15 protein-coding genes are annotated in these 17,696 nt (G+C 64.9%); 9 read left to right on the top strand and 6 right to left on the bottom strand.

What is annotated here, in order from left to right; translation table 11 throughout:
- Positions 1-113: 113 nt before the first annotated feature.
- Both AC2FNJ_RS03955 and AC2FNJ_RS03950 read right to left on the bottom strand, forming a co-directional pair.
- The gene (locus AC2FNJ_RS03955) at positions 114-539 is read right to left on the bottom strand and encodes a GlcG/HbpS family heme-binding protein (protein ID WP_496762590.1); all 426 of its coding nucleotides are present in this window, start codon (positions 537-539) and stop codon (positions 114-116) included.
- An 84-nt stretch (positions 540-623) separates the two neighbouring features.
- A complete protein-coding gene (locus tag AC2FNJ_RS03950; protein WP_496762588.1) occupies positions 624-2,768 on the bottom strand; it encodes a malate synthase G in 2,145 nt (714 codons plus the stop codon).
- Positions 2,769-2,934: 166 nt separating this feature from the next.
- Between AC2FNJ_RS03950 and pepN the strand changes: the two genes are divergently transcribed.
- From pepN to AC2FNJ_RS03925, 5 genes are all read left to right on the top strand, one after another.
- Positions 2,935-5,487, top strand: a complete 2,553-nt coding sequence (gene pepN / locus AC2FNJ_RS03945) for an aminopeptidase N (protein ID WP_496762615.1) — start codon at positions 2,935-2,937, stop codon at positions 5,485-5,487.
- A gap of 17 nt (positions 5,488-5,504) precedes the next feature.
- A complete protein-coding gene (locus AC2FNJ_RS03940) occupies positions 5,505-5,936 on the top strand; it encodes a hypothetical protein (RefSeq protein ID WP_496762586.1) in 432 nt (143 codons plus the stop codon).
- 120 nt (positions 5,937-6,056) lie between these two features.
- Positions 6,057-7,346 (top strand): hypothetical protein, encoded by a 1,290-nt coding sequence (locus AC2FNJ_RS03935; protein WP_496762584.1) that lies wholly within the window; start codon positions 6,057-6,059, stop codon positions 7,344-7,346.
- A gap of 121 nt (positions 7,347-7,467) precedes the next feature.
- Positions 7,468-8,979, top strand: a complete 1,512-nt coding sequence (gene gatB / locus AC2FNJ_RS03930; protein ID WP_496762582.1) for an Asp-tRNA(Asn)/Glu-tRNA(Gln) amidotransferase subunit GatB — start codon at positions 7,468-7,470, stop codon at positions 8,977-8,979.
- Positions 8,980-9,233: 254 nt separating this feature from the next.
- Entirely contained in the window at positions 9,234-10,103 is an 870-nt protein-coding gene (locus tag AC2FNJ_RS03925; RefSeq protein WP_496762581.1) for an NAD(P)-dependent oxidoreductase, read from the top strand.
- A gap of 125 nt (positions 10,104-10,228) precedes the next feature.
- On the opposite strand, the gene AC2FNJ_RS03920 is transcribed toward AC2FNJ_RS03925, so the two are convergent.
- On the bottom strand, positions 10,229-11,344 hold the full coding sequence (locus tag AC2FNJ_RS03920) for an asparaginase (RefSeq protein ID WP_496762580.1): 1,116 nt from the start codon (positions 11,342-11,344) through the stop codon (positions 10,229-10,231).
- Positions 11,345-11,406: 62 nt separating this feature from the next.
- A complete protein-coding gene (locus tag AC2FNJ_RS03915) occupies positions 11,407-12,765 on the bottom strand; it encodes an MFS transporter (protein WP_496762579.1) in 1,359 nt (452 codons plus the stop codon).
- 187 nt (positions 12,766-12,952) lie between these two features.
- Here AC2FNJ_RS03915 and AC2FNJ_RS03910 point away from each other — a divergent pair, with 187 nt between their 5' ends.
- Both AC2FNJ_RS03910 and AC2FNJ_RS03905 read left to right on the top strand, forming a co-directional pair.
- Positions 12,953-13,390, top strand: a complete 438-nt coding sequence (locus AC2FNJ_RS03910; protein ID WP_496762577.1) for a DUF4177 domain-containing protein — start codon at positions 12,953-12,955, stop codon at positions 13,388-13,390.
- A gap of 53 nt (positions 13,391-13,443) precedes the next feature.
- Positions 13,444-13,836: a GFA family protein gene (locus AC2FNJ_RS03905; RefSeq protein ID WP_496762575.1), complete on the top strand. Its 393-nt coding sequence runs from the start codon at positions 13,444-13,446 to the stop codon at positions 13,834-13,836.
- Positions 13,837-13,854: 18 nt separating this feature from the next.
- On the opposite strand, the gene AC2FNJ_RS03900 is transcribed toward AC2FNJ_RS03905, so the two are convergent.
- Positions 13,855-14,109 carry a BolA family protein gene (locus AC2FNJ_RS03900; protein WP_496762573.1) on the bottom strand — a complete coding sequence of 85 codons (255 nt, stop codon included), beginning with the start codon at positions 14,107-14,109 and terminating at the stop codon, positions 13,855-13,857.
- A 106-nt stretch (positions 14,110-14,215) separates the two neighbouring features.
- Between AC2FNJ_RS03900 and AC2FNJ_RS03895 the strand changes: the two genes are divergently transcribed.
- The gene (locus AC2FNJ_RS03895; RefSeq protein ID WP_496762572.1) at positions 14,216-14,836 is read left to right on the top strand and encodes a J domain-containing protein; all 621 of its coding nucleotides are present in this window, start codon (positions 14,216-14,218) and stop codon (positions 14,834-14,836) included.
- 135 nt (positions 14,837-14,971) lie between these two features.
- On the opposite strand, the gene AC2FNJ_RS03890 is transcribed toward AC2FNJ_RS03895, so the two are convergent.
- Positions 14,972-16,534 carry an arylsulfatase gene (locus AC2FNJ_RS03890; protein WP_496762571.1) on the bottom strand — a complete coding sequence of 521 codons (1,563 nt, stop codon included), beginning with the start codon at positions 16,532-16,534 and terminating at the stop codon, positions 14,972-14,974.
- A gap of 154 nt (positions 16,535-16,688) precedes the next feature.
- Here AC2FNJ_RS03890 and AC2FNJ_RS03885 point away from each other — a divergent pair, with 154 nt between their 5' ends.
- Positions 16,689-17,693, top strand: coding sequence for a helix-turn-helix transcriptional regulator (locus tag AC2FNJ_RS03885; protein WP_496762569.1), 1,005 nt, complete (start codon positions 16,689-16,691; stop codon positions 17,691-17,693).
- Positions 17,694-17,696 lie beyond the last annotated feature (3 nt).

Genomic DNA, 17,696 nt, shown 5'->3' with positions numbered 1-17,696 from the left:
CTAACGATCCGCGACCCGACCTGCAACTGCGCGAATCCTGCGCGACAGCGCAGGTCGCTGTTCAATATCGCACCGGCCGGAGGCCGCGGGTTCCACTCCGACGGACTGTGCGGTTAGGCTTCACCGGCCAGACCGACCGCCTCGATCCCGGCCATGGCCGCGGCGGCATCGTTGTCCGACGTGTCGCCGGTCACGCCCACGGCCCCGATCACGGCCCCTTTCTTGTCCCGCACCAGAACGCCGCCGGGCACCGGAACGACCTGGCCGCCATAGACACCGTTCACCGCCGCCATGAAATAGGCCTGCCCCTCCGCCCGCTGCATCTGCGCGGTTCCCGCCATGCCCAGCATGACCGAGCCGTACGCCTTGCCATGCGCGATGGCGAACCGCCCCGGCGCGGCGCCGTCCTCGCGTTCGAAGGCGATCAGGTGGCCGCCCGCGTCCAGCACCACCACCGAGAGCGGTTTCAGCTCCATCTCCCGGCCCTTCTCCAATGCCTTGCGGATGATCGTCCGCGCCCGCCGCAATGCGATAGCCATACCCGGTATCCTTCATCTGGCCACAAATATCCTCGGGGGAGCACGAGGGGGCAGACAGCCCCCTCGTTTCCGCCCTTGCCATCCCTATCCCAGGCTGGCCTTCAGTTCCAGACGCCGCGCATGCAGCACCGGCTCGGTATAGCCCGAAGGCAGTTCGCGCCCCTTGAAGACAAGATCGCAGGCGGCCTGAAAGGCGATCCCGTCGAAACCGGGCGCCATCGGCCGGTACGCGGGATCGCCCGCGTTCTGCGCATCGACGACGGCCGCCATCTTCCGCAGCGCCGCCATCACGTCCTGCCCCGAGACGATGCCATGATGCAGCCAGTTGGCGATGTGCTGCGCCGAGATCCGGCAGGTCGCGCGGTCTTCCATCAACCCGACATCGTTGATGTCGGGCACCTTGGAACAGCCGATCCCCTGATCGATCCAGCGCACCACGTAGCCCAGAATGCCCTGTGCGTTGTTCTCGACCTCGCGACGGATCTGGTCGGGCATCCACTTGCGGAAGGCCGCCAGCGGGATGTCGAGGATGCCGTCCACATGCGCGCGCCGTCCCCCCGCCCGCAGCCTGTCCTGCACGGCAAACACATCGATCTTGTGGTAATGCAGCGCGTGCAGCGTCGCGGCGGTGGGACTGGGCACCCAGGCGCAGTTGGCGCCGGATTTGGGATGCTCGATCTTGGCCTCCAGCATCGCCGCCATCCGGTCGGGCATCGCCCACATGCCCTTGCCGATCTGCGCCTTGCCCTGCAACCCGCATTCCAGTCCGATATCGACGTTCAGGTTCTCGTAGGCGCCGATCCACGCCTTGCGCTTGATGAAATCCTTGCGGCTGAACGGTCCGGCCTCCATCGAGGTGTGGATCTCGTCGCCGGTACGGTCGAGAAAGCCGGTATTGATGAAGGCCACCCGCGACTTCGCCGCGCGGATGCATTCCTTGAGGTTCACCGAGGTGCGCCGTTCCTCGTCCATGATGCCGATCTTCACGGTGTTGCGCGGCAGGCCGAGGATGTCCTCGACCATGTCGAAGGTTTCGACGGCAAAGGCCACCTCTTCCGGTCCGTGCATCTTGGGCTTGACCACATAGACCGAGCCCTGCACCGAGTTGCCGCCGTCACGGCCCAGGTCGTGCCTGGCGATCAGGACCGTGACCAGGGCATCCATCAGACCCTCGAAGATCTCGTTGCCGTCGGCATCCAGTACGGCCGGATTGGTCATCAGATGGCCCACATTGCGCACCAGCATCAGCGCGCGGCCCTTCAGGGTTGCCGTCGTGCCGTCGGGCCTGGTATAGCTCAGATCCCCGGCCAGCCTGCGGGTGAAGGTCTTGCCGCCCTTGCTCACCTCCTCGGTCAAATCGCCCTTCATCAGGCCCAGCCAGTTGGAATAGGCCAGCACCTTGTCCTCGGCATCGACGCAGGCCACCGAGTCTTCGCAATCCATGATCGCCGAGATCGCGCTTTCCAGCCGCACATCGGCCAGGCAAGCCTGATCGCGGCTTCCGATCGGATGGGCGCGGTCGAAGACCAGTTCCACATGCAGGCCGTTGTTGCGCAGCAGGACCGCGTCCGGCGCCCGCGGGTCGCCCCGGTAGCCTGCGAATTTCCCGGGCTGTTCCAGCGGCAGGTCGTCCACCAGCAGCTTGCCGTCCTTGACGTGATAGCGCCGCGCATCCGCGTGGCTGGTGCCCGCGACCGGAAAGGCGTCGTCCAGAAACACCCGTGACCAGGCCACGACCCGCGCGCCGCGCCCGCGGTCATAGCCGCCGCCCGGCGGCGGGCTGCCCAGCGCATCCGTGCCATACAGGCAGTCGTAGAGGCTGCCCCAGCGGGCATTGGCCGCATTGAGCGCGTAGCGGGCATTGGTGATCGGAACCACCAGCTGCGGCCCCGGAATCGAGGCGATTTCCGGATCGACATTGGCGGTCTCGATCTCGAAATCCTCGCCTTCGGGCAGCAGATAGCCGATTTCGGTCAGGAACGCCTTGTAGGCGTCGTGATCATGCGGCGCGTCCCGGTGTTCGATGTGCCAGGCGTCGATCCGGGCTTGCAGCGCGTCGCGTTTTTCCAGCAGCGCCCGGTTTTTGGGCGTCAGTTCTGCCACCATGCGCGCCAGCCCCTCCCAGAACGCCGCGGCCGTCACGCCACTGCCGGGCAGGGCCCGCGCCTCGATGAACTCCGCCAGTTCCGGGGCCACCTGCAGCCCGCTCCGTTCCTGCCTGTCGCTCATGCCCATGCCCCTCGGTTGTGTGCCAACGAATGCAGATGCTACTAACCCAGCCGCGAAACCTCGGCAACCGGAACCGGTCGGCCCCGATCGGACCCGGCTTGCGGGGCACCGGAAAACCGGCATAGGGTCGGCGCGCAATGCAACCGACATGACGCGAGGCCCCGAGATGCGCGATGCCGCCCCGACCACGATCCATCTCAAGGATTACACGCCGTTCGGATACCTCGTGGACAGCGTCCATCTGACCTTCGACCTGGCGCCAAATGCCACGCGGGTCGCCGCGCGCATCGCCTTTCGCCCCAACCCGGAAGCCACCGATGCGACCTTTTTCCTGCATGGCGAGGATCTGAAGCTGATCCGCGCCGCAATCGACGGTGCCGACATAACGCCGAATGTCACGGAAACGGGCCTGACCGCGGACGTGCCGGATGGCCCGTTCACCTGGGAGGCCGAGGTCGAAATCGACCCGGCGAACAACACCGCGCTGGAGGGGCTCTACATGTCCAACGGCATGTATTGCACCCAATGCGAAGCCGAGGGCTTCCGCAAGATCACCTATTACCCCGACCGCCCCGACGTGATGGCCCCGTTCACCGTGCGCATCAACGGCGACCTGCCGGTGCTGCTGTCGAACGGCAACCCGACCGGAGCGGGCGACGGCTGGGCCGAATGGACCGATCCCTGGCCCAAGCCCGCCTATCTCTTTGCGCTGGTCGCGGGCGATCTGATCGCGCATTCGGACGGTTTCACCACCCGCTCGGGCCGGGACGTGGCGCTGAACCTCTGGGTGCGCCCCGGCGACGAGGACAAATGCGCCTTCGGCATGGAGGCGCTCAAGAAGTCGATGACCTGGGACGAGGAGGTGTACGGGCGCGAATACGATCTCGACGTGTTCAACATCGTCGCCGTGGACGACTTCAACATGGGCGCGATGGAGAACAAGGGGCTGAACATCTTCAACTCGGCCGCCGTCCTGGCCAGCCCGGAAACCTCCACCGACGCCAATTTCGAGCGGATCGAGGCGATCATCGCGCATGAGTATTTCCACAACTGGACCGGCAACCGCATCACCTGCCGTGACTGGTTCCAGCTGTGTCTCAAGGAGGGGCTGACCGTGTTCCGCGACGCGCAGTTCACCTCGGACATGAGGTCGGCTCCGGTCAAGCGGATCCATGACGTGATCGAACTGCGCGCCCGCCAGTTTCCCGAGGACAACGGCCCGCTGTCACACCCGGTCAGGCCCGAAAGCTTTCAGGAAATCAACAACTTCTATACGTCCACCGTGTACGAGAAGGGCGCCGAGGTGATCGGCATGCTCAAGCGGCTGGTCGGTGACGACGCCTATGCGGCGGCGCTGGAGCTCTATTTCGACCGCCATGACGGCCAGGCCTGCACCATCGAGGACTGGCTGCAGGTGTTCGAGGACGTGACCGGTCGCGACCTCAGCCAGTTCAAACGCTGGTATTCCCAGGCCGGAACGCCGCGCGTGAAGGTCGAGGAGGACTGGACCGACGGCACCTATACACTCACCCTCAGCCAATCCACCCCGCCCACGCCCGGCCAGCCCGACAAGCTGCCGCAGGTGATCCCGGTCGCCGTCGGTCTGCTGGGTCCGAACGGCGACGAGGTGCGGGGCACCGAAATCCTGGAACTGACCGAGGATCGCCAGAGCTTTGTGTTCACAGGGCTGGCCGCGCGGCCGGTTCCCTCCATCCTGCGCGGTTTTTCCGCCCCGGTGATCCTGGAGCGGGACACCACCGACGGCGAACGCGCCTTTCTGCTGGCCCACGACACCGACCCTTTCAACCGCTGGGAAGCCGGCCGGACGCTGGCGCAGGAGTCGTTGCTGGCGATGATCACCGAGGACGCCACCCCCAACGCCGATTATCTGGACGGGATGCTGGCGGTGTTGCGTGACGACTCGCTCGATCCCGCCTACCGGGCCCTGATGCTGGGGCTGCCGACGCAGTCCGAGCTGGCCGGCACCCTTTTCGACCGCGACACAACCCCCGATCCCATGGCGATCTGGACCGCCGTCGAGACCCTCAGGCAGGCCACGGCGCAACACCTTCAGGACTTTCTGCCGCGGATACACAGCCAGTCGCAGGTCGATGCGCCCTATCGCCCCGATCCGGACCAGTCGGGCAAACGGGCTCTGGGCAGCGCCGCCCTGGGCCTGATCTCGCGCCTCGACGGAGGGGCGCTGGCGGCGGCGCAATACGCCCGGGCCGACAACATGACGCTGCAGCTGACCGCGCTGGCCCATCTGCTGAAGTCGGGCAAGGGCGAGGCGGAACTGGCCGCGTTCCACGACCAGTGGCGGCACGAGCGGCTGGTCATCGACAAGTGGTTCGCCCTGCAGGTTTCGATGGCGCCGCCTGAAGAGACGCCGGAAATCGCGCGCCGGCTTACCGAACATCCCGAGTTCCACTGGAAGAACCCCAACCGGTTCCGCGCGCTGATGGGGTCACTGGCCATGAATCACGCCGGATTTCACCATGACAGCGGCCTGTCCTATGCGCTGCTCGCGGACTGGCTGATCCGGCTCGATCCGGTGAACCCCCAGACCGCCGCCCGCATGTGTACGGCCTTTCAGACCTGGCGGCGCTATGACGCGCGCCGACAGGAGCAAATGCGCGCGCAGCTGCACCGCATCGCCGAAACCCCCGGCCTGTCCCGCGACACAAGCGAGATGGTCACGCGCATTCTCGGCCGCTGAACCGCGAGCAGGATCGGATGCAGGAGCCCTTTGTCTTTACCCGGCACAACCGCAATCCGCGGACGGTCACGATCCTGATCGCCATCTACGGCGCCCTGATCGCGCTGGTCATCCTGTTCGACGCGGCATGGTGGCTGGTCGCCCTCATGGCGCTGCCCACCCTGCCCAGCCTGTGGGATCTGTGGGCCGACACCAGCGCCGGCATGTCCCTGGATCACGAGGCGCTGCGCTGGTTCACGGGCCGGCGCAGCGGCGCGCTGGAGATCGCGGACATCGACCACATGCGCTTTGACACGCGATGGGACTTCTCGGTGCGCGTTTCCGCCTGCCTGACCTCGGACAAGCGCATCCGGCTGCCCGACGAGGCCATGCCGCCCCATCGCCTGTTCGAACGGGTTCTGGCCAAGCGCGGGATCCGCGTCGAGCGCCATCATTTCCGGGTCTTCTGACCAGGATTCAAACCAGTCGGAGACCGAATGGCGTCGTGCAACGATTTAATGACCCTGCCGCGTTTTGTCCTGCCCTGGCCTTGATTACGCCGCATTGGCCGGTCATCAAGGCGCATGTTCATGAGTGCGTCCACCACGGATTTCGTTATGTTTGGTTTCGCCAAGAGGTTCGCCTCGGCCATTCCCGGTGTTCCGGGTCTCCGCCGCACCGGTGCGGTTCACAATCCCGGCTATGAGCCGGTCAAATCCAAAAGCGCCGAAATGCAGTTGAGCATTCCGGTGGCAAAGCGCAGTGCCGACGATCTCGTGGGTCAGCAGATGCTGGAACGCGGCCGCCATCTGGCCCGTCAGGAAAACTGGCACGCCTTGTCGCAGGAACTCTCCGCGGCCGACGCCGCCCGCGCCAAGGCGCCCGGCGGCACGCCGATTGCCGAACTGCTCGCCTATGGCGCCAGATCCGACGTGGTTCTGGCCGTGGAGCACGCCTTGTCCGAAGGCGTGGCGGCCGATGACGCGGCCCTGCTTGGCGGGGTGTCGGAACTCGAAGCCATCCTGAATGAACACGGGGACGATCCGATGATCGCGCTGGTCGTCGCCCAGGCGCATATCGACATCGCCTGGGCCTGGCGCGGCACCGGGTGGGAAACGACGCTGCCCCAGATCAACCGCAGCCGTTGTGCGGCCCATTTCGACCGGGCCGCCGACATTCTGTCCCGTAGCCGCCAAGCGGCCCCGGAAAGCCCCGCGGTGCTGGCCGCCTTCTGTGCGCTGCTGGCCGGAGGCCGGACCCCGGGCGTCAAGGTCGCCGACCAGTACGAGGCGCTGATCTCCCTCGATCCGAAGAACCAGAAATCCATGCGCGCCATGGGCAATCACCTGCTGCCCCGTTGGTTCGGCAGCCATGCCGAGCTGGAGCTCGAAGCGCGCCGGGCCGCCTCATACACCCAGGATCATTGGGGCGCGGGGGGCTACACCTGGGTGCAGTTCGATGCCATCGCGCTGGACGAGGCGGCCTGCGCCCGCGTCGATGTGGATTTCTTCATCGACGGGCTGCGCGACATCGCCAAACGGCGTCCGGATCAGGAGATGATCAATCTGCTGGCCGCCTATTGCACGATCACACTGCAGAACGGCCTCGGCCTGAACGAAGAGGCCGACCTGGCGCGCGACCGGATCGGGCAAGCGGCCAACTGGCTGATCCGCGACCACCTGACCGAGCTGCACCCGCTGATCTGGGCCCATGCCGCCGACGGGTTCAACAACAACGCCCGCATCAATTCGCCCGCCCGGTTCGCGGCGCGCGGATACAATCAGGCGGTTGAGGCGATCTCGACCCTGTTCCGCGACGAATTGCGGGGCGGGCAGAGCATCACCTTCACCCCGTCCGGGCCGCAGTTCTGGACATCGTGACCCGCCCGGCACCGTCCGGATCGATCTGGCCCGCCCTGCTCGTGTTGCCGTTGCCCCTTGCTCCTCGCGCGCGCCGGGCCTAATACGCAGGCTCAAGACTTCTGCGGACAAGAGGCGCGCCATGCTGGACCTGACCTACGACCTGCCGAAACCCAAGACCATCGCCGGGGCCAAGCACGATTGGGAACTGGTGATCGGGATGGAGGTGCATGCCCAGGTCTCGTCCAATGCCAAGCTGTTCTCGGGGGCTTCGACGAAATTCGGGGCCGAGCCGAACGCGAACGTGTCTTTCGTCGATGCGGCCATGCCGGGCATGCTGCCGGTGATCAACGAGTTCTGCGTGGAACAGGCCGTACGCACCGGGCTGGGGCTGAAGGCGCAGATCAACCTGAAATCGGCCTTCGACCGCAAGAACTATTTCTACCCCGATCTGCCGCAGGGATACCAGATTTCCCAGCTTTATCAGCCAATTGTCGGCGAAGGCGAAGTGCTGGTGGAACTGGGCGACGGCACCGCGCGCAAGGTGCGCATCGAGCGCATCCACATGGAACAGGACGCGGGCAAATCGATCCACGACATGGATCCGAACATGTCCTTCGTCGATCTCAACCGCACCGGCGTCTGCCTGATGGAGATCGTCAGCCGCCCCGACATCCGCGGCCCGGAAGAGGCCGCCGCCTATATCGCCAAGCTGCGCCAGATCATGCGGTATCTGGGCACCTGCGACGGCAACATGCAGAACGGCAACCTGCGGGCCGACGTGAACGTGTCGATCTGCCGACCGGGTGATTACGAGAAGTATCAGGAAACACAGGACTTTTCCAATCTCGGCACCCGCTGCGAGATCAAGAACATGAACTCGATGCGGTTCATCCAGCAGGCCATCGAGGTCGAGGCGCGCCGCCAGATCGCCATCGTGGAAGCGGGCGGCGAGGTCGAGCAGGAGACGCGGCTCTATGACCCCGACAAGGGCGAGACGCGCTCGATGCGGTCCAAGGAAGAGGCGCATGACTATCGCTATTTCCCCGACCCCGACCTGCTGCCGCTGGAGATCGAACAGGCCTGGGTGGACGACATCGCCGCCAGGCTGCCCGAGCTGCCGGACGAGAAAAAGGCGCGTTTTATCAATGACTTCGGCCTGACCGACTATGACGCCTCGGTGCTCACCGCCGAGGTGGAATCGGCCGCCTATTTCGAGGAAGTGGCCAGGGGGCGGAACGGCAAGGTGGCGGCGAACTGGGTCATCAACGAGCTGTTCGGGCGGCTCAAGAAGGAAGACCACGACATCACCGAGTCGCCGGTCTCGCCGACGCAGCTGGGGGCGATCATCGACCTGATCGCGTCGGACGCGATCTCGGGCAAGATCGCCAAGGAACTCTTTGAGATCGTCTATGTCGAAGGCGGCGATCCCATTGAAATCGTTGAGAAACGCGGCATGAAACAGGTGACCGACACCGGCGCCATCGAGGCCGCGCTGGACGAGATCATCGCCGCAAATCCGGCCCAGGTGGAAAAGGCCAAGGTGAACCCGAAACTGGCGGGGTGGTTCGTGGGTCAGGTGATGAAGGCCACCGGCGGCAAGGCCAACCCCAAGGCGGTGAACGAACTGGTGAGCGCCAAGCTGGGGCTCTGAATCGTCCGTTTTGTACCGGCTCCGGCAGGGGCTGTGTCCGGTTTGTACATCTTGGAAGGGGCACCCGATCGGGCCGGTTCTTTTCCAGGAGTGTTGAAAACGGCGCGACCTAGTTTCCGAAAAACACTTGGGGAGCTAGGTCGCGAAAACAATTGTCCGACTTCAGCTTTGCGGACGAAGCTGACCTTTGTCATTTTGCTGTCAGCGCATAGTGTCCTTGTGTTCGTCATGAATTTATCTTGGAGATTGAGAAAATGAGCGAAGTGACGATCTTCGGTCTTGGATTGATGGGATTGGCACTTGCCAAAACCTACCAAAGAGGCGGCGTCCCTGTAACGGTTTGGAACCGCACGATCGAAAAAGCAGAGGCGTTGGAGCCTGTGAATATCGTCGTCGCTCAAACGGTTTCAGAAGCGATGGCTGCAAGTCCGGTTTCAATCATCTGTGTAGACAATCCCAATTCGGTTCTTACCCTCTTTGGGAACAGTCAGATCGAGCCGCTGCTGGATGGTCGAACAATTATTCAACTCAGCACCAGCCTGCCAAGACAGGTGAGAAAAGACCAAACATGGCTGGCAGAAAGAAACGCTGACTTTCTATACGGAGCTATTCACTGTGGCCCCCAAGAATTGGGAACGAAAGACGGTAATATCCTGATTTCCGGCCCTCGTTCCGTCTACAAGTCGGTTGAAGGTCTCCTGAGCCATCAGGGCGGGAAGATTGAGTATCTTGGCGACGACATCGCAGCCGTATCCGTGCTTGACCTGGCATGGTTATCGACCCGTTTCGGTGAGTTTATGGGAATGCTGCACGCTTCCAACATATGCCAATCAGAGGGGATCGAACTGCAAAAATTCATTTCGATGTTTCCTGATAATGCACGCATTCAGCATCATGTCGGAACGATACGGGATGGCACTTACGATCAAAGAACGGCCACGTTATCCGTTTGGCGGGCATCGCTCGAACTGTTGAAGCAGCAAGCCGATGACGCTGGCATGGATGCCGGCTTCCCAAACCACGTTGGCGGCCTTTTCGAAAGGGCAATCAAAGCCGGCTACGGCGAAGAACATGTGATGGCGTTGTTCAAAGTTCTGAAAGGCGATGGAAGAACGGTCGATTGACAGTTTGGCCTCAAAGTTCACCTTCGCCCCGAGTTCGCTTCCGACGCTCCCGACCATTCCTGAAAACCGGCAACATTGACCACAAAGGGCTGGCCGATGGACTCCCAATTCTGGTCGGCCCGCCCCTACCCCTCGAACAGCCTGCGCAGGGCGTCGGTGTCCGCTCCGTGCGTCAGCAGGCCCAGCATCAGGAGCAGGCGGGCCTTGCTGGAGGGCAGGTCTCCGCCCAGGATGCAGCCGGCCTTTTGCAGCGTCGCGCCGCCGCCCTGGTCGGCATAGATCGGCTCGACCCGGCCATGGTAGACGCGGGTGGTGATGACGACCGGGATGCCCTTGCCCAGCGCGTATTCGATGGCCTTGAAGGTCGGGGCGTTCACGTTGCCCGCGCCGACGCCCTGCACCACCAGCCCCTGCGCGCCGCCATCGACCGCCTGGCGCAGCAGGCGGCCGTCGGAGCCGGCATAGTCCTGCACGATCGGCACCTCGGGCAGCGCGGCCGGCAGCGGATCGGGCAGCGGCAGGCGGAGCCGGTGCAGGCGGTCGTTGAAGCGCCGCACCCTGTCGTCGAAGACATAGCCCAGATAGCCCTTTTCGCCGGACTGGAAGGTCTGGACATTGGTGGTCTGGGTCTTGCGCACGTCGCGGGCGGAGTTGACGTAGCGGTTCAGCGTGACGGTCACGCCCCAGTTCCGCGCATCGGGCGACAGCACCTGCGCCACCGCGTTGTGGATGTTGCCCGGCCCGTCGGCATTGGGGCTGGAGGCGACGTTCATGGCCCCGGTGAACACCACCGGCTTGTCGCTCTGCAGGGTCAGATCCACGAAGAACGCGCCCTCGGCCATGGTGTCGGTGCCGTGGGTGACGACGGCCCCGGCGATGTCGTCGCGGGCCAGGATCGCGTCGAGATCGGCGCTGAGCCGGGCCCAGTCCAACGGGGTCATCTGCGAGGAGTCGATGTTGCTGAACTGCAGCACGCCGATATTGGCCAGCCTGGACAGGCCCGGCACGGCGGCGACCAGATCCTGGGCCGAAACCGCCGGCACCGCGCCGCCGGTCTTGGGGTCGGTGCGTTCGGCGATGGTGCCGCCGGTGGCGACCACCGCCACGTTGGGCAGGTCCGGGCTTTGCGCCGCGAATTCCAGCTTGAGCGCCGCGTTCTGCGCCCTTGTCGGGCCGGTCAGTGCGGCGCCCAGGGCAAGGGCCAGCAGGGCCGCGGCGGCGCAGCGGATCGTCGTCGGCATGGAGTCCCCCCGTCTTCGGTCTCGAAACGCCAGTTTGGCAGGGCGCGGGGATTTGGCAAGCGTCAGGATTTCTCGGGGGCCGGGCGGGTGCGGTCGAGGACGCGCAGCGCGTAGAGCAGCACCGCCAGCGACAGGGCGGCGGTGATCCAGAACACCGCGGCGAAACTGCCGGTGGAGGTGTAGACCGTGCTGCAGATCGCCATGCCGACCGTGCCGCCCAGCAGCTGGCTGCTCAGCACGATCCCGCCCGCCTGCCCCTGCATCTCGGGCGGCACCGACATCATCACGGCGCGCTGCGGCGGCACGAACAGGAACGAGACCGCGATGCCCCAGAGCAGCAGGCCGCCGAAGACCGGCAGCGTTGCGCCCGCCGCCATGCCCAGCGCCATCGCGGCGATGCCGAGCGTGGTGCCCGCCACTCCCAACAGCGACGGCGCGCGGGTGCCGTAGCGGTCGGCGGCCTTGCCGGCGAAGGTGGCCATGAGCATCGGCGGCGCCACCGCCGGCAGCAGCGCCACCCCGGCCATCAGCGGCGACAGGCCCATCGCCTTCTGGAAATACATGGCGCCGAAGACGAAGGTGGCGATCTTGACGAACTGGGCCAGCAGCACGATCAGGTTGGAGGCGGCGAAGGTGGTGTTGGCGAACAGCCGCACCGCGATCAGCGGCGTCGCCGATTTCAGCTCGGCCGGGACCAGCAGGCTCAGCATGGCGAGGCCCAGGACCAGCGGCCCCCAGACATCCGGCCGCCCCCAGCCGCGGTCGGGCCCTTCCATGATCGCAAACACCGTCAGCGTCAGGCCGCCGACCAGCAGGAACAGGCCGGGCCAGTCGAACGCCTCGTCCGGCAGGTTGGGCGGGTCGCGCCAGTAGCGCCAGGTGACGACGGCCACCGCCAGGACGATCGGCGGGTTGATCCAGAAGATCCAGCGCCAGGACAGGTACTCGGTCAGCAGACCGCCGACCAGCGGGCCGAGGGCCAGAAAGGTCGTGCCGATCGCGCCGTAGATGCCCAGCGCCATGCCGCGTTCGGACTCGTCGAAGGACAGCGACACCAGCACCAGCGACAGCGGAAAGATGATCGCCGCCCCCACCCCCTGCACCGCCCGCGCCAGGGTGAGCGTGGTGCCGTCGCCCGCAAACCCCGCCACCGCCGAGGCGAGGCCAAAGACCATCAGGCCGCACACCACCAGAACCCGGGTGCCCAGAATGTCGCCCAGGCGTCCCGCCGCCCCGGCCAGCGCCGCCAGCACCAGCAGATAGATGTTGACCACCCAATGTGCCCCAAGTGCGGTCAGGCCGATCTCGCGCTGGATCGTGGGCAGCGCCACCCCGACCACCGTCTCGTCCAGCAGAATGACGCCGAGGATGACGCCCATCGCGCCCAGTATCCACCAGCGCGTGTCGGAAATCTCGGCCATTGTCGGTCTGCCTTCGATGACTGCGGGGCAAGGGGCGGTGGATCCGTGCATTAGGCCCGATGGCCGGACGCGGCGTCAAGGTCCGGCCCGGCGGAAATGCCGCCCCTGCCGCGGCAACGTCCCCGTGCCCTCTGGCCTTTCCGCGCCGGGTTGGAGTAGGGTGCGCGCAATCGACAGAGGCCCGAGCATGACCCGTTTCGAATACAAGGTGGTTCCCGCCCCTCAGAAGGGCACCAAGGCCAGGGGCGTGAAGACGCCCGAGGGGCGGTTCGCGTTGTCCGTGGAGCAGCTGCTGAACGCCATGGGGGCGGAGGGCTGGGAATATCTGCGCGCCGAACTGCTGCCCAGCGAAGAGCGCACGGGGCTGACCGGATCGACGGTGAACTGGCGCAACCTGCTGGTGTTCCGGCGCCCGGCGGAGGCCGCCGTGGTCCCGGCCCCGTCGCCCACCGAAACGCCCGAAGGGGTGCCGCTGGCCCGTCCGGTTCCGGGGCCGCAGACCGTGGCCGCGCCGGCGCCGATTTCGCAGGCGCCCGAGGATCCGCCGCTGTCGTTCAAATCGGAGCGCGAAGGCGACGGGCCGCCGGCGCCCGAGGATGACGCCGGCAAGGACGACAAGACCTGAGCGGCGGCGCCGCGCGGGCTGGATTTGAACCAAGAGCTTCGGGGAGGTGCGGCATGGACCGGTTCACCGGCGGCTGCCTTTGCGGCGACGTTCGATTCGAGGCGGCGGGGCGTCCCCATCGCGTCGGGCTGTGCCATTGTCTGGACTGCCGCAAGCACCATGGCGCCCTGTTTCACGCCTCGGCGATCTTTCCGGCCCACGCGGTGTCCGTCACCGGCGAGACCCGGGCGTTCCGGGGGCGGCATTTCTGCCCCCGCTGCGGCTCGTCCGTGTTCGGGCGCTCGGGCGACGAGACCGAGATCAACCTCGGCGCGCTGGACGCGGCCAACCGGTTCGAACCGACCTATGAGCTCTGGACCGTCCGGCGCGAAACCTGGCTGCCGCCCTTTCCGGTCGCCCGCCGGTACGAGACCGATCGCGGCCCCTCCGGGCGCACCGGGGCGTGAGGCCCCCGGCGCGCGCCCTCAGGCGTCGATATCCAAGGCCAGCGCGTGGATGCGCGGCACGATGTCGCCCAGCGCCGCATGCACCGCGCGGTGGCGGGCGACGCGCGACTGGCCCTTGAACGCCGCGGCGCGGATGCGCACGTTGAAATGGCTCTCGCCGCCCTCGCGATAGCCGGCATGGCCGCGATGGCTTTCGCTGTCGTCCACGACCTCCAGTTCGCGCGGATCGAAGGCGGCGGTCAGCCGGGCCCGGATGTCGTCGGTTATGCTCATTTCCGCTCGGCGGCAAGAATTTTGCCGCCCCCCTCTTCTATCTTCGGCCACTTACTTTAAACTGCTGCCTCCGAGTCGAGAAGACGAGTTCGCAAGGAGCCGCGCCATGGTAAAACCAGACCCGTTCGGGTTCGACATGTCCGTTTCGAGCGCCAAGAAAAAGAACCCGCGCGGGCGGCGGGGCATGTCCGGCGCGTCGGAGACCTCGGTGCGAATCTGCGACCACGAGGGCTGCAACGAACCCGGCAAGTTCCGCGCGCCCAAGGCGCCGGACGTGCTGGACGACTATTACTGGTTCTGCCAGCAGCATGTGCGCGAATACAATCAGAAATGGAACTTCTTCGACGGCACCACCGAGGCCGAACTGAACGCGCAGCGGTCCAAGGACAAGGTGTGGGAGCGCGAGACCAAGCCGTTCACCGACCCCGAGACGCGGGCCTGGGCGCGGCTGGGCATCGAGGATCCGCATCAGGTGCTGGGCGAGAACGCCACCAAGAATCCCGGCCGCGCCAGCGCCGGGCGCCGCCTGCCCCCGACCGAGCGCCGCGCCATCGAGATCCTCGAGGCCAAGGACAGCTGGACCAAGGCCGAGGTGCGCAAGGCGTACAAGAAGCTGATCAAGGTGTTGCATCCCGACATGAACGGCGGCGACCGCAGCCAGGAGGAGCAGCTGCAGGAAGTGGTCTGGGCCTGGGACCAGATCAAGGACAGCCGCAACTTCAAATAGGCGCGGGCTTCTATCTGGTCGAAAATACCCCGGGGTGAATTGCCCGCAGGGCAAGAGGGGCAGCGCCCCTTTCCCCCCGCGGCAGGAAAAGGGCGCCGGTCCGGCGCCCCTCCCGGTTCCGCATGTGCGACGGCCCTAGCCGCCCTGGTTGCGCTGCAGCGATTCCAGCACCTGGTCGATCGAGAAGCTCGCCGGTTTCTGGCGCGGCGGGTAGTCCTGGAACGTGCCCAGGAACTGCGCCACGAAGGCCTGCGCGGGCACCAGCAGATAGGTCCGGTCGAGCCGCCATTTCGAGTAGCCGATCGATTCGTGCTGCGCCCGTTCGAAGGGGTCGCTGTAGAGGTCGATGATCTTGGGCAGCCGCAGGAAGGTCAGCGGTTCCTGCCACACGTCGAACCCTTCGGCCCGCTGTTCGGCGAACACCACCTTCCAGCGGTTGTAGCGCAGGTTCACCAGATCGCCGCCATCGGAGAAATAGAGGAACTCGCGCCGTGGCCCTTCCTCGGTCTCGCCCTTGAAGTAGGGCAGGAAGTTGTAGCCATCCAGATGCACCGGCTCGTTGCCCTCGCCGAAGGGCGCTTCGGTCAGCATGGTCTCCTTCATGTTGGCGTCGCCCAGCGCGGCCATGAAGGTGGGGAACCAGTCGAGATGGCTGATGATCTGGTGCGACTTGCGTCCCGGTTCGATCACGCCCGGCCATTTCAGCAGCAGCGGCACCCGGTAGCCGCCTTCCCAGTTGTCGTTCTTTTCGCCCTTGAACGGCGTGGTGCCGCCGTCGGGCCAGGAAAACACCTCGGCGCCGTTGTCGGTGGAATACATCACCACCGTGTTGTCGGCGATGCCCAGCTCGTCGAGCTTGTCGAGCATCTGCCCAACCATCTTGTCATGCTCCACCATGCCGTCGGGATAGACGCCGAGGCCGGTCACGCCCTGGCTTTCCTCCTTGAGGTGGGTGAAGATGTGCATCCGGGTGGTGTTGTACCAAAGGAAGAACGGCTTGTCCTGCTCCACCGCGCGGTCGATGAAGTCGAGCGCGCCGGCGGTCACTTCTTCGTCGATGGTCTCCATCCGCTTGCGGGTCAGCGGGCCGGTATCCTCGACATTGCCGTCCGCGCTGGAGCGGATCACGCCGCGCGGGCCGAAGTTTTCGCGAAAGGCCGGATCCTTGGGATAATCCACGTTTTCCGGCTCTTCCTCGGCGTTGAGATGGTAGAGATTGCCGAAGAACTCGTCGAAGCCGTGATTGGTGGGCAGGTGTTCGTCGCGGTCGCCCAGGTGATTCTTGCCGTATTGGCCGGTCATGTAGCCTTTGGACTTCATGTATTCGGCGATGGTGGGATCCTTTTCGCTCATCCCCTCCTTGGCGCCGGGCAGGCCGACCTTGAGCAGACCGGTGCGAAAGCCGGACTGGCCGGTGATGAAGCTGGCGCGTCCGGCGGTGCAGGACTGTTCGCCATAGGCGTGGGTGAACAGCATGCCCTCGTCGGCGATGCGGTCGATGTTGGGGGTCTCGTACCCCATCATGCCCTGGTTGTAGGCGCTGACGTTCCAGTAGCCGATGTCATCCCCCCAGATGATCAGGAAATTCATCGGCTTGTCCTGCGCGAAGGCGGCAGTCCCGCCCGTCATCACGCCAGCGCACATCAACGCGACGGCCGCTGGCTTTTTCAGCCGTATCAGAGCCTTGAAAGAAATCATGGGATACTCCCCCCTGGTTCGTTGTAAGACTTGCTGATTGAAATACTACGATATTTGCGGGAAGATGCTTAGCATTTCCGGCCAAAAGGATTTGCTGCATTAGTATGTCGGACAATGCATTGAAGAGTTTTGGAAACGGTACGGGAGCTACGGAATGATCCGACTCGACCTTGTATTTGCGCCCGCACTGAGTCCGGTGTTCGGTGCGACGGACGTGCCAAGCAGCAAACTGGAACGGCTGGCCGAGCGGGCCGGGCTTCCCGGAAGTATCGTGGACAACCCGAATGGATTTGTTCCCCTTCACGCGACCGAGCTTTTTCTCGATTTGGTCCAGCGCACCAACGGTCAGCAGAACTTTCTTTTCGACAGTCTTTCGAATGACCCGACAGAGCGCGAGCAGACGAAGTCCGTCGTCGGCGTCCCCCTGCCCATCGGCGTTACCAACAAGGAAGCGCTGGAGGACATGACACAGGCCTTCAACGGGTTCATCACTGGTGCCCGTTTCTCCTGCGAGATCCGCGGTCTGCAGGTCTGGGTGCTGCGCACCACATCTGCTACCGAATGGTCCGACCAATGGTCCGTGCTGCAATACAACCTGAGCATCATGATCTCAGGTGCCCGACGCATCCTTGCGTCGGGCCTTGAGCCTGTTGCGCTTCGGCTGCCAATTGCCTTGCGGTCAAGGGATCTGCCAGAAAACCTGAAAGACCTGCCCGTGGAACTGGACGACACCCATTTCGGGTTGGCGTTTGATCTTGAGGATGTCATCCGTGCCGGCGCCAGCGTGGAAGACGCCGGAGAACGCGACATGTCACCTGAGGTCAAACCTTTGGACAGTCAGCCACTGGAAGCGCTGACGGCCTGCATGACCAAGTTCCTGGCATCGTCGCCGGTCGATGTTTCCGCACACAGGGTCGCCACCGCTTTCGGGATCAGCGAACGTAGTTACCGAAGGAAACTGGCCGCATACGGGACGCGTCACTCGAAACTGCTGTCAAATGCCCGACTGAATACCGCGCGCAGGATGCTCGCTTTGCCGGAGTGCAGCATTACCGATGTTGCCTATGAGCTGGGCTACGCCAATTCTGGTGATTTCACCCGGTTTTTCAAGCAACGGATGGGCTGTACACCCTTGGCTTACAGGCGGTTGCACGGCTGAGCC

The sequence above is a fragment of the Ruegeria sp. BHSB196 genome (assembly GCF_059613135.1).
This window is presented reverse-complemented; position numbering and strand designations above follow the sequence as displayed.

What these genes read in the sequence shown, in the direction of transcription:
- AC2FNJ_RS03955 (WP_496762590.1), bottom strand. Translation starts at nt 539, where the DNA reads ATGGCTATCGCATTGCGGCGGGCGCGGACGATCATCCGCAAGGCATTG.
- AC2FNJ_RS03950 (WP_496762588.1), bottom strand. Translation starts at nt 2,768, where the DNA reads ATGAGCGACAGGCAGGAACGGAGCGGGCTGCAGGTGGCCCCGGAACTG.
- pepN (WP_496762615.1), top strand. Translation starts at nt 2,935, where the DNA reads ATGCGCGATGCCGCCCCGACCACGATCCATCTCAAGGATTACACGCCG.
- AC2FNJ_RS03940 (WP_496762586.1), top strand. Translation starts at nt 5,505, where the DNA reads ATGCAGGAGCCCTTTGTCTTTACCCGGCACAACCGCAATCCGCGGACG.
- AC2FNJ_RS03935 (WP_496762584.1), top strand. Translation starts at nt 6,057, where the DNA reads ATGAGTGCGTCCACCACGGATTTCGTTATGTTTGGTTTCGCCAAGAGG.
- gatB (WP_496762582.1), top strand. Translation starts at nt 7,468, where the DNA reads ATGCTGGACCTGACCTACGACCTGCCGAAACCCAAGACCATCGCCGGG.
- AC2FNJ_RS03925 (WP_496762581.1), top strand. Translation starts at nt 9,234, where the DNA reads ATGAGCGAAGTGACGATCTTCGGTCTTGGATTGATGGGATTGGCACTT.
- AC2FNJ_RS03920 (WP_496762580.1), bottom strand. Translation starts at nt 11,344, where the DNA reads ATGCCGACGACGATCCGCTGCGCCGCCGCGGCCCTGCTGGCCCTTGCC.
- AC2FNJ_RS03915 (WP_496762579.1), bottom strand. Translation starts at nt 12,765, where the DNA reads ATGGCCGAGATTTCCGACACGCGCTGGTGGATACTGGGCGCGATGGGC.
- AC2FNJ_RS03910 (WP_496762577.1), top strand. Translation starts at nt 12,953, where the DNA reads ATGACCCGTTTCGAATACAAGGTGGTTCCCGCCCCTCAGAAGGGCACC.
- AC2FNJ_RS03905 (WP_496762575.1), top strand. Translation starts at nt 13,444, where the DNA reads ATGGACCGGTTCACCGGCGGCTGCCTTTGCGGCGACGTTCGATTCGAG.
- AC2FNJ_RS03900 (WP_496762573.1), bottom strand. Translation starts at nt 14,109, where the DNA reads ATGAGCATAACCGACGACATCCGGGCCCGGCTGACCGCCGCCTTCGAT.
- AC2FNJ_RS03895 (WP_496762572.1), top strand. Translation starts at nt 14,216, where the DNA reads ATGGTAAAACCAGACCCGTTCGGGTTCGACATGTCCGTTTCGAGCGCC.
- AC2FNJ_RS03890 (WP_496762571.1), bottom strand. Translation starts at nt 16,534, where the DNA reads ATGATTTCTTTCAAGGCTCTGATACGGCTGAAAAAGCCAGCGGCCGTC.
- AC2FNJ_RS03885 (WP_496762569.1), top strand. Translation starts at nt 16,689, where the DNA reads ATGATCCGACTCGACCTTGTATTTGCGCCCGCACTGAGTCCGGTGTTC.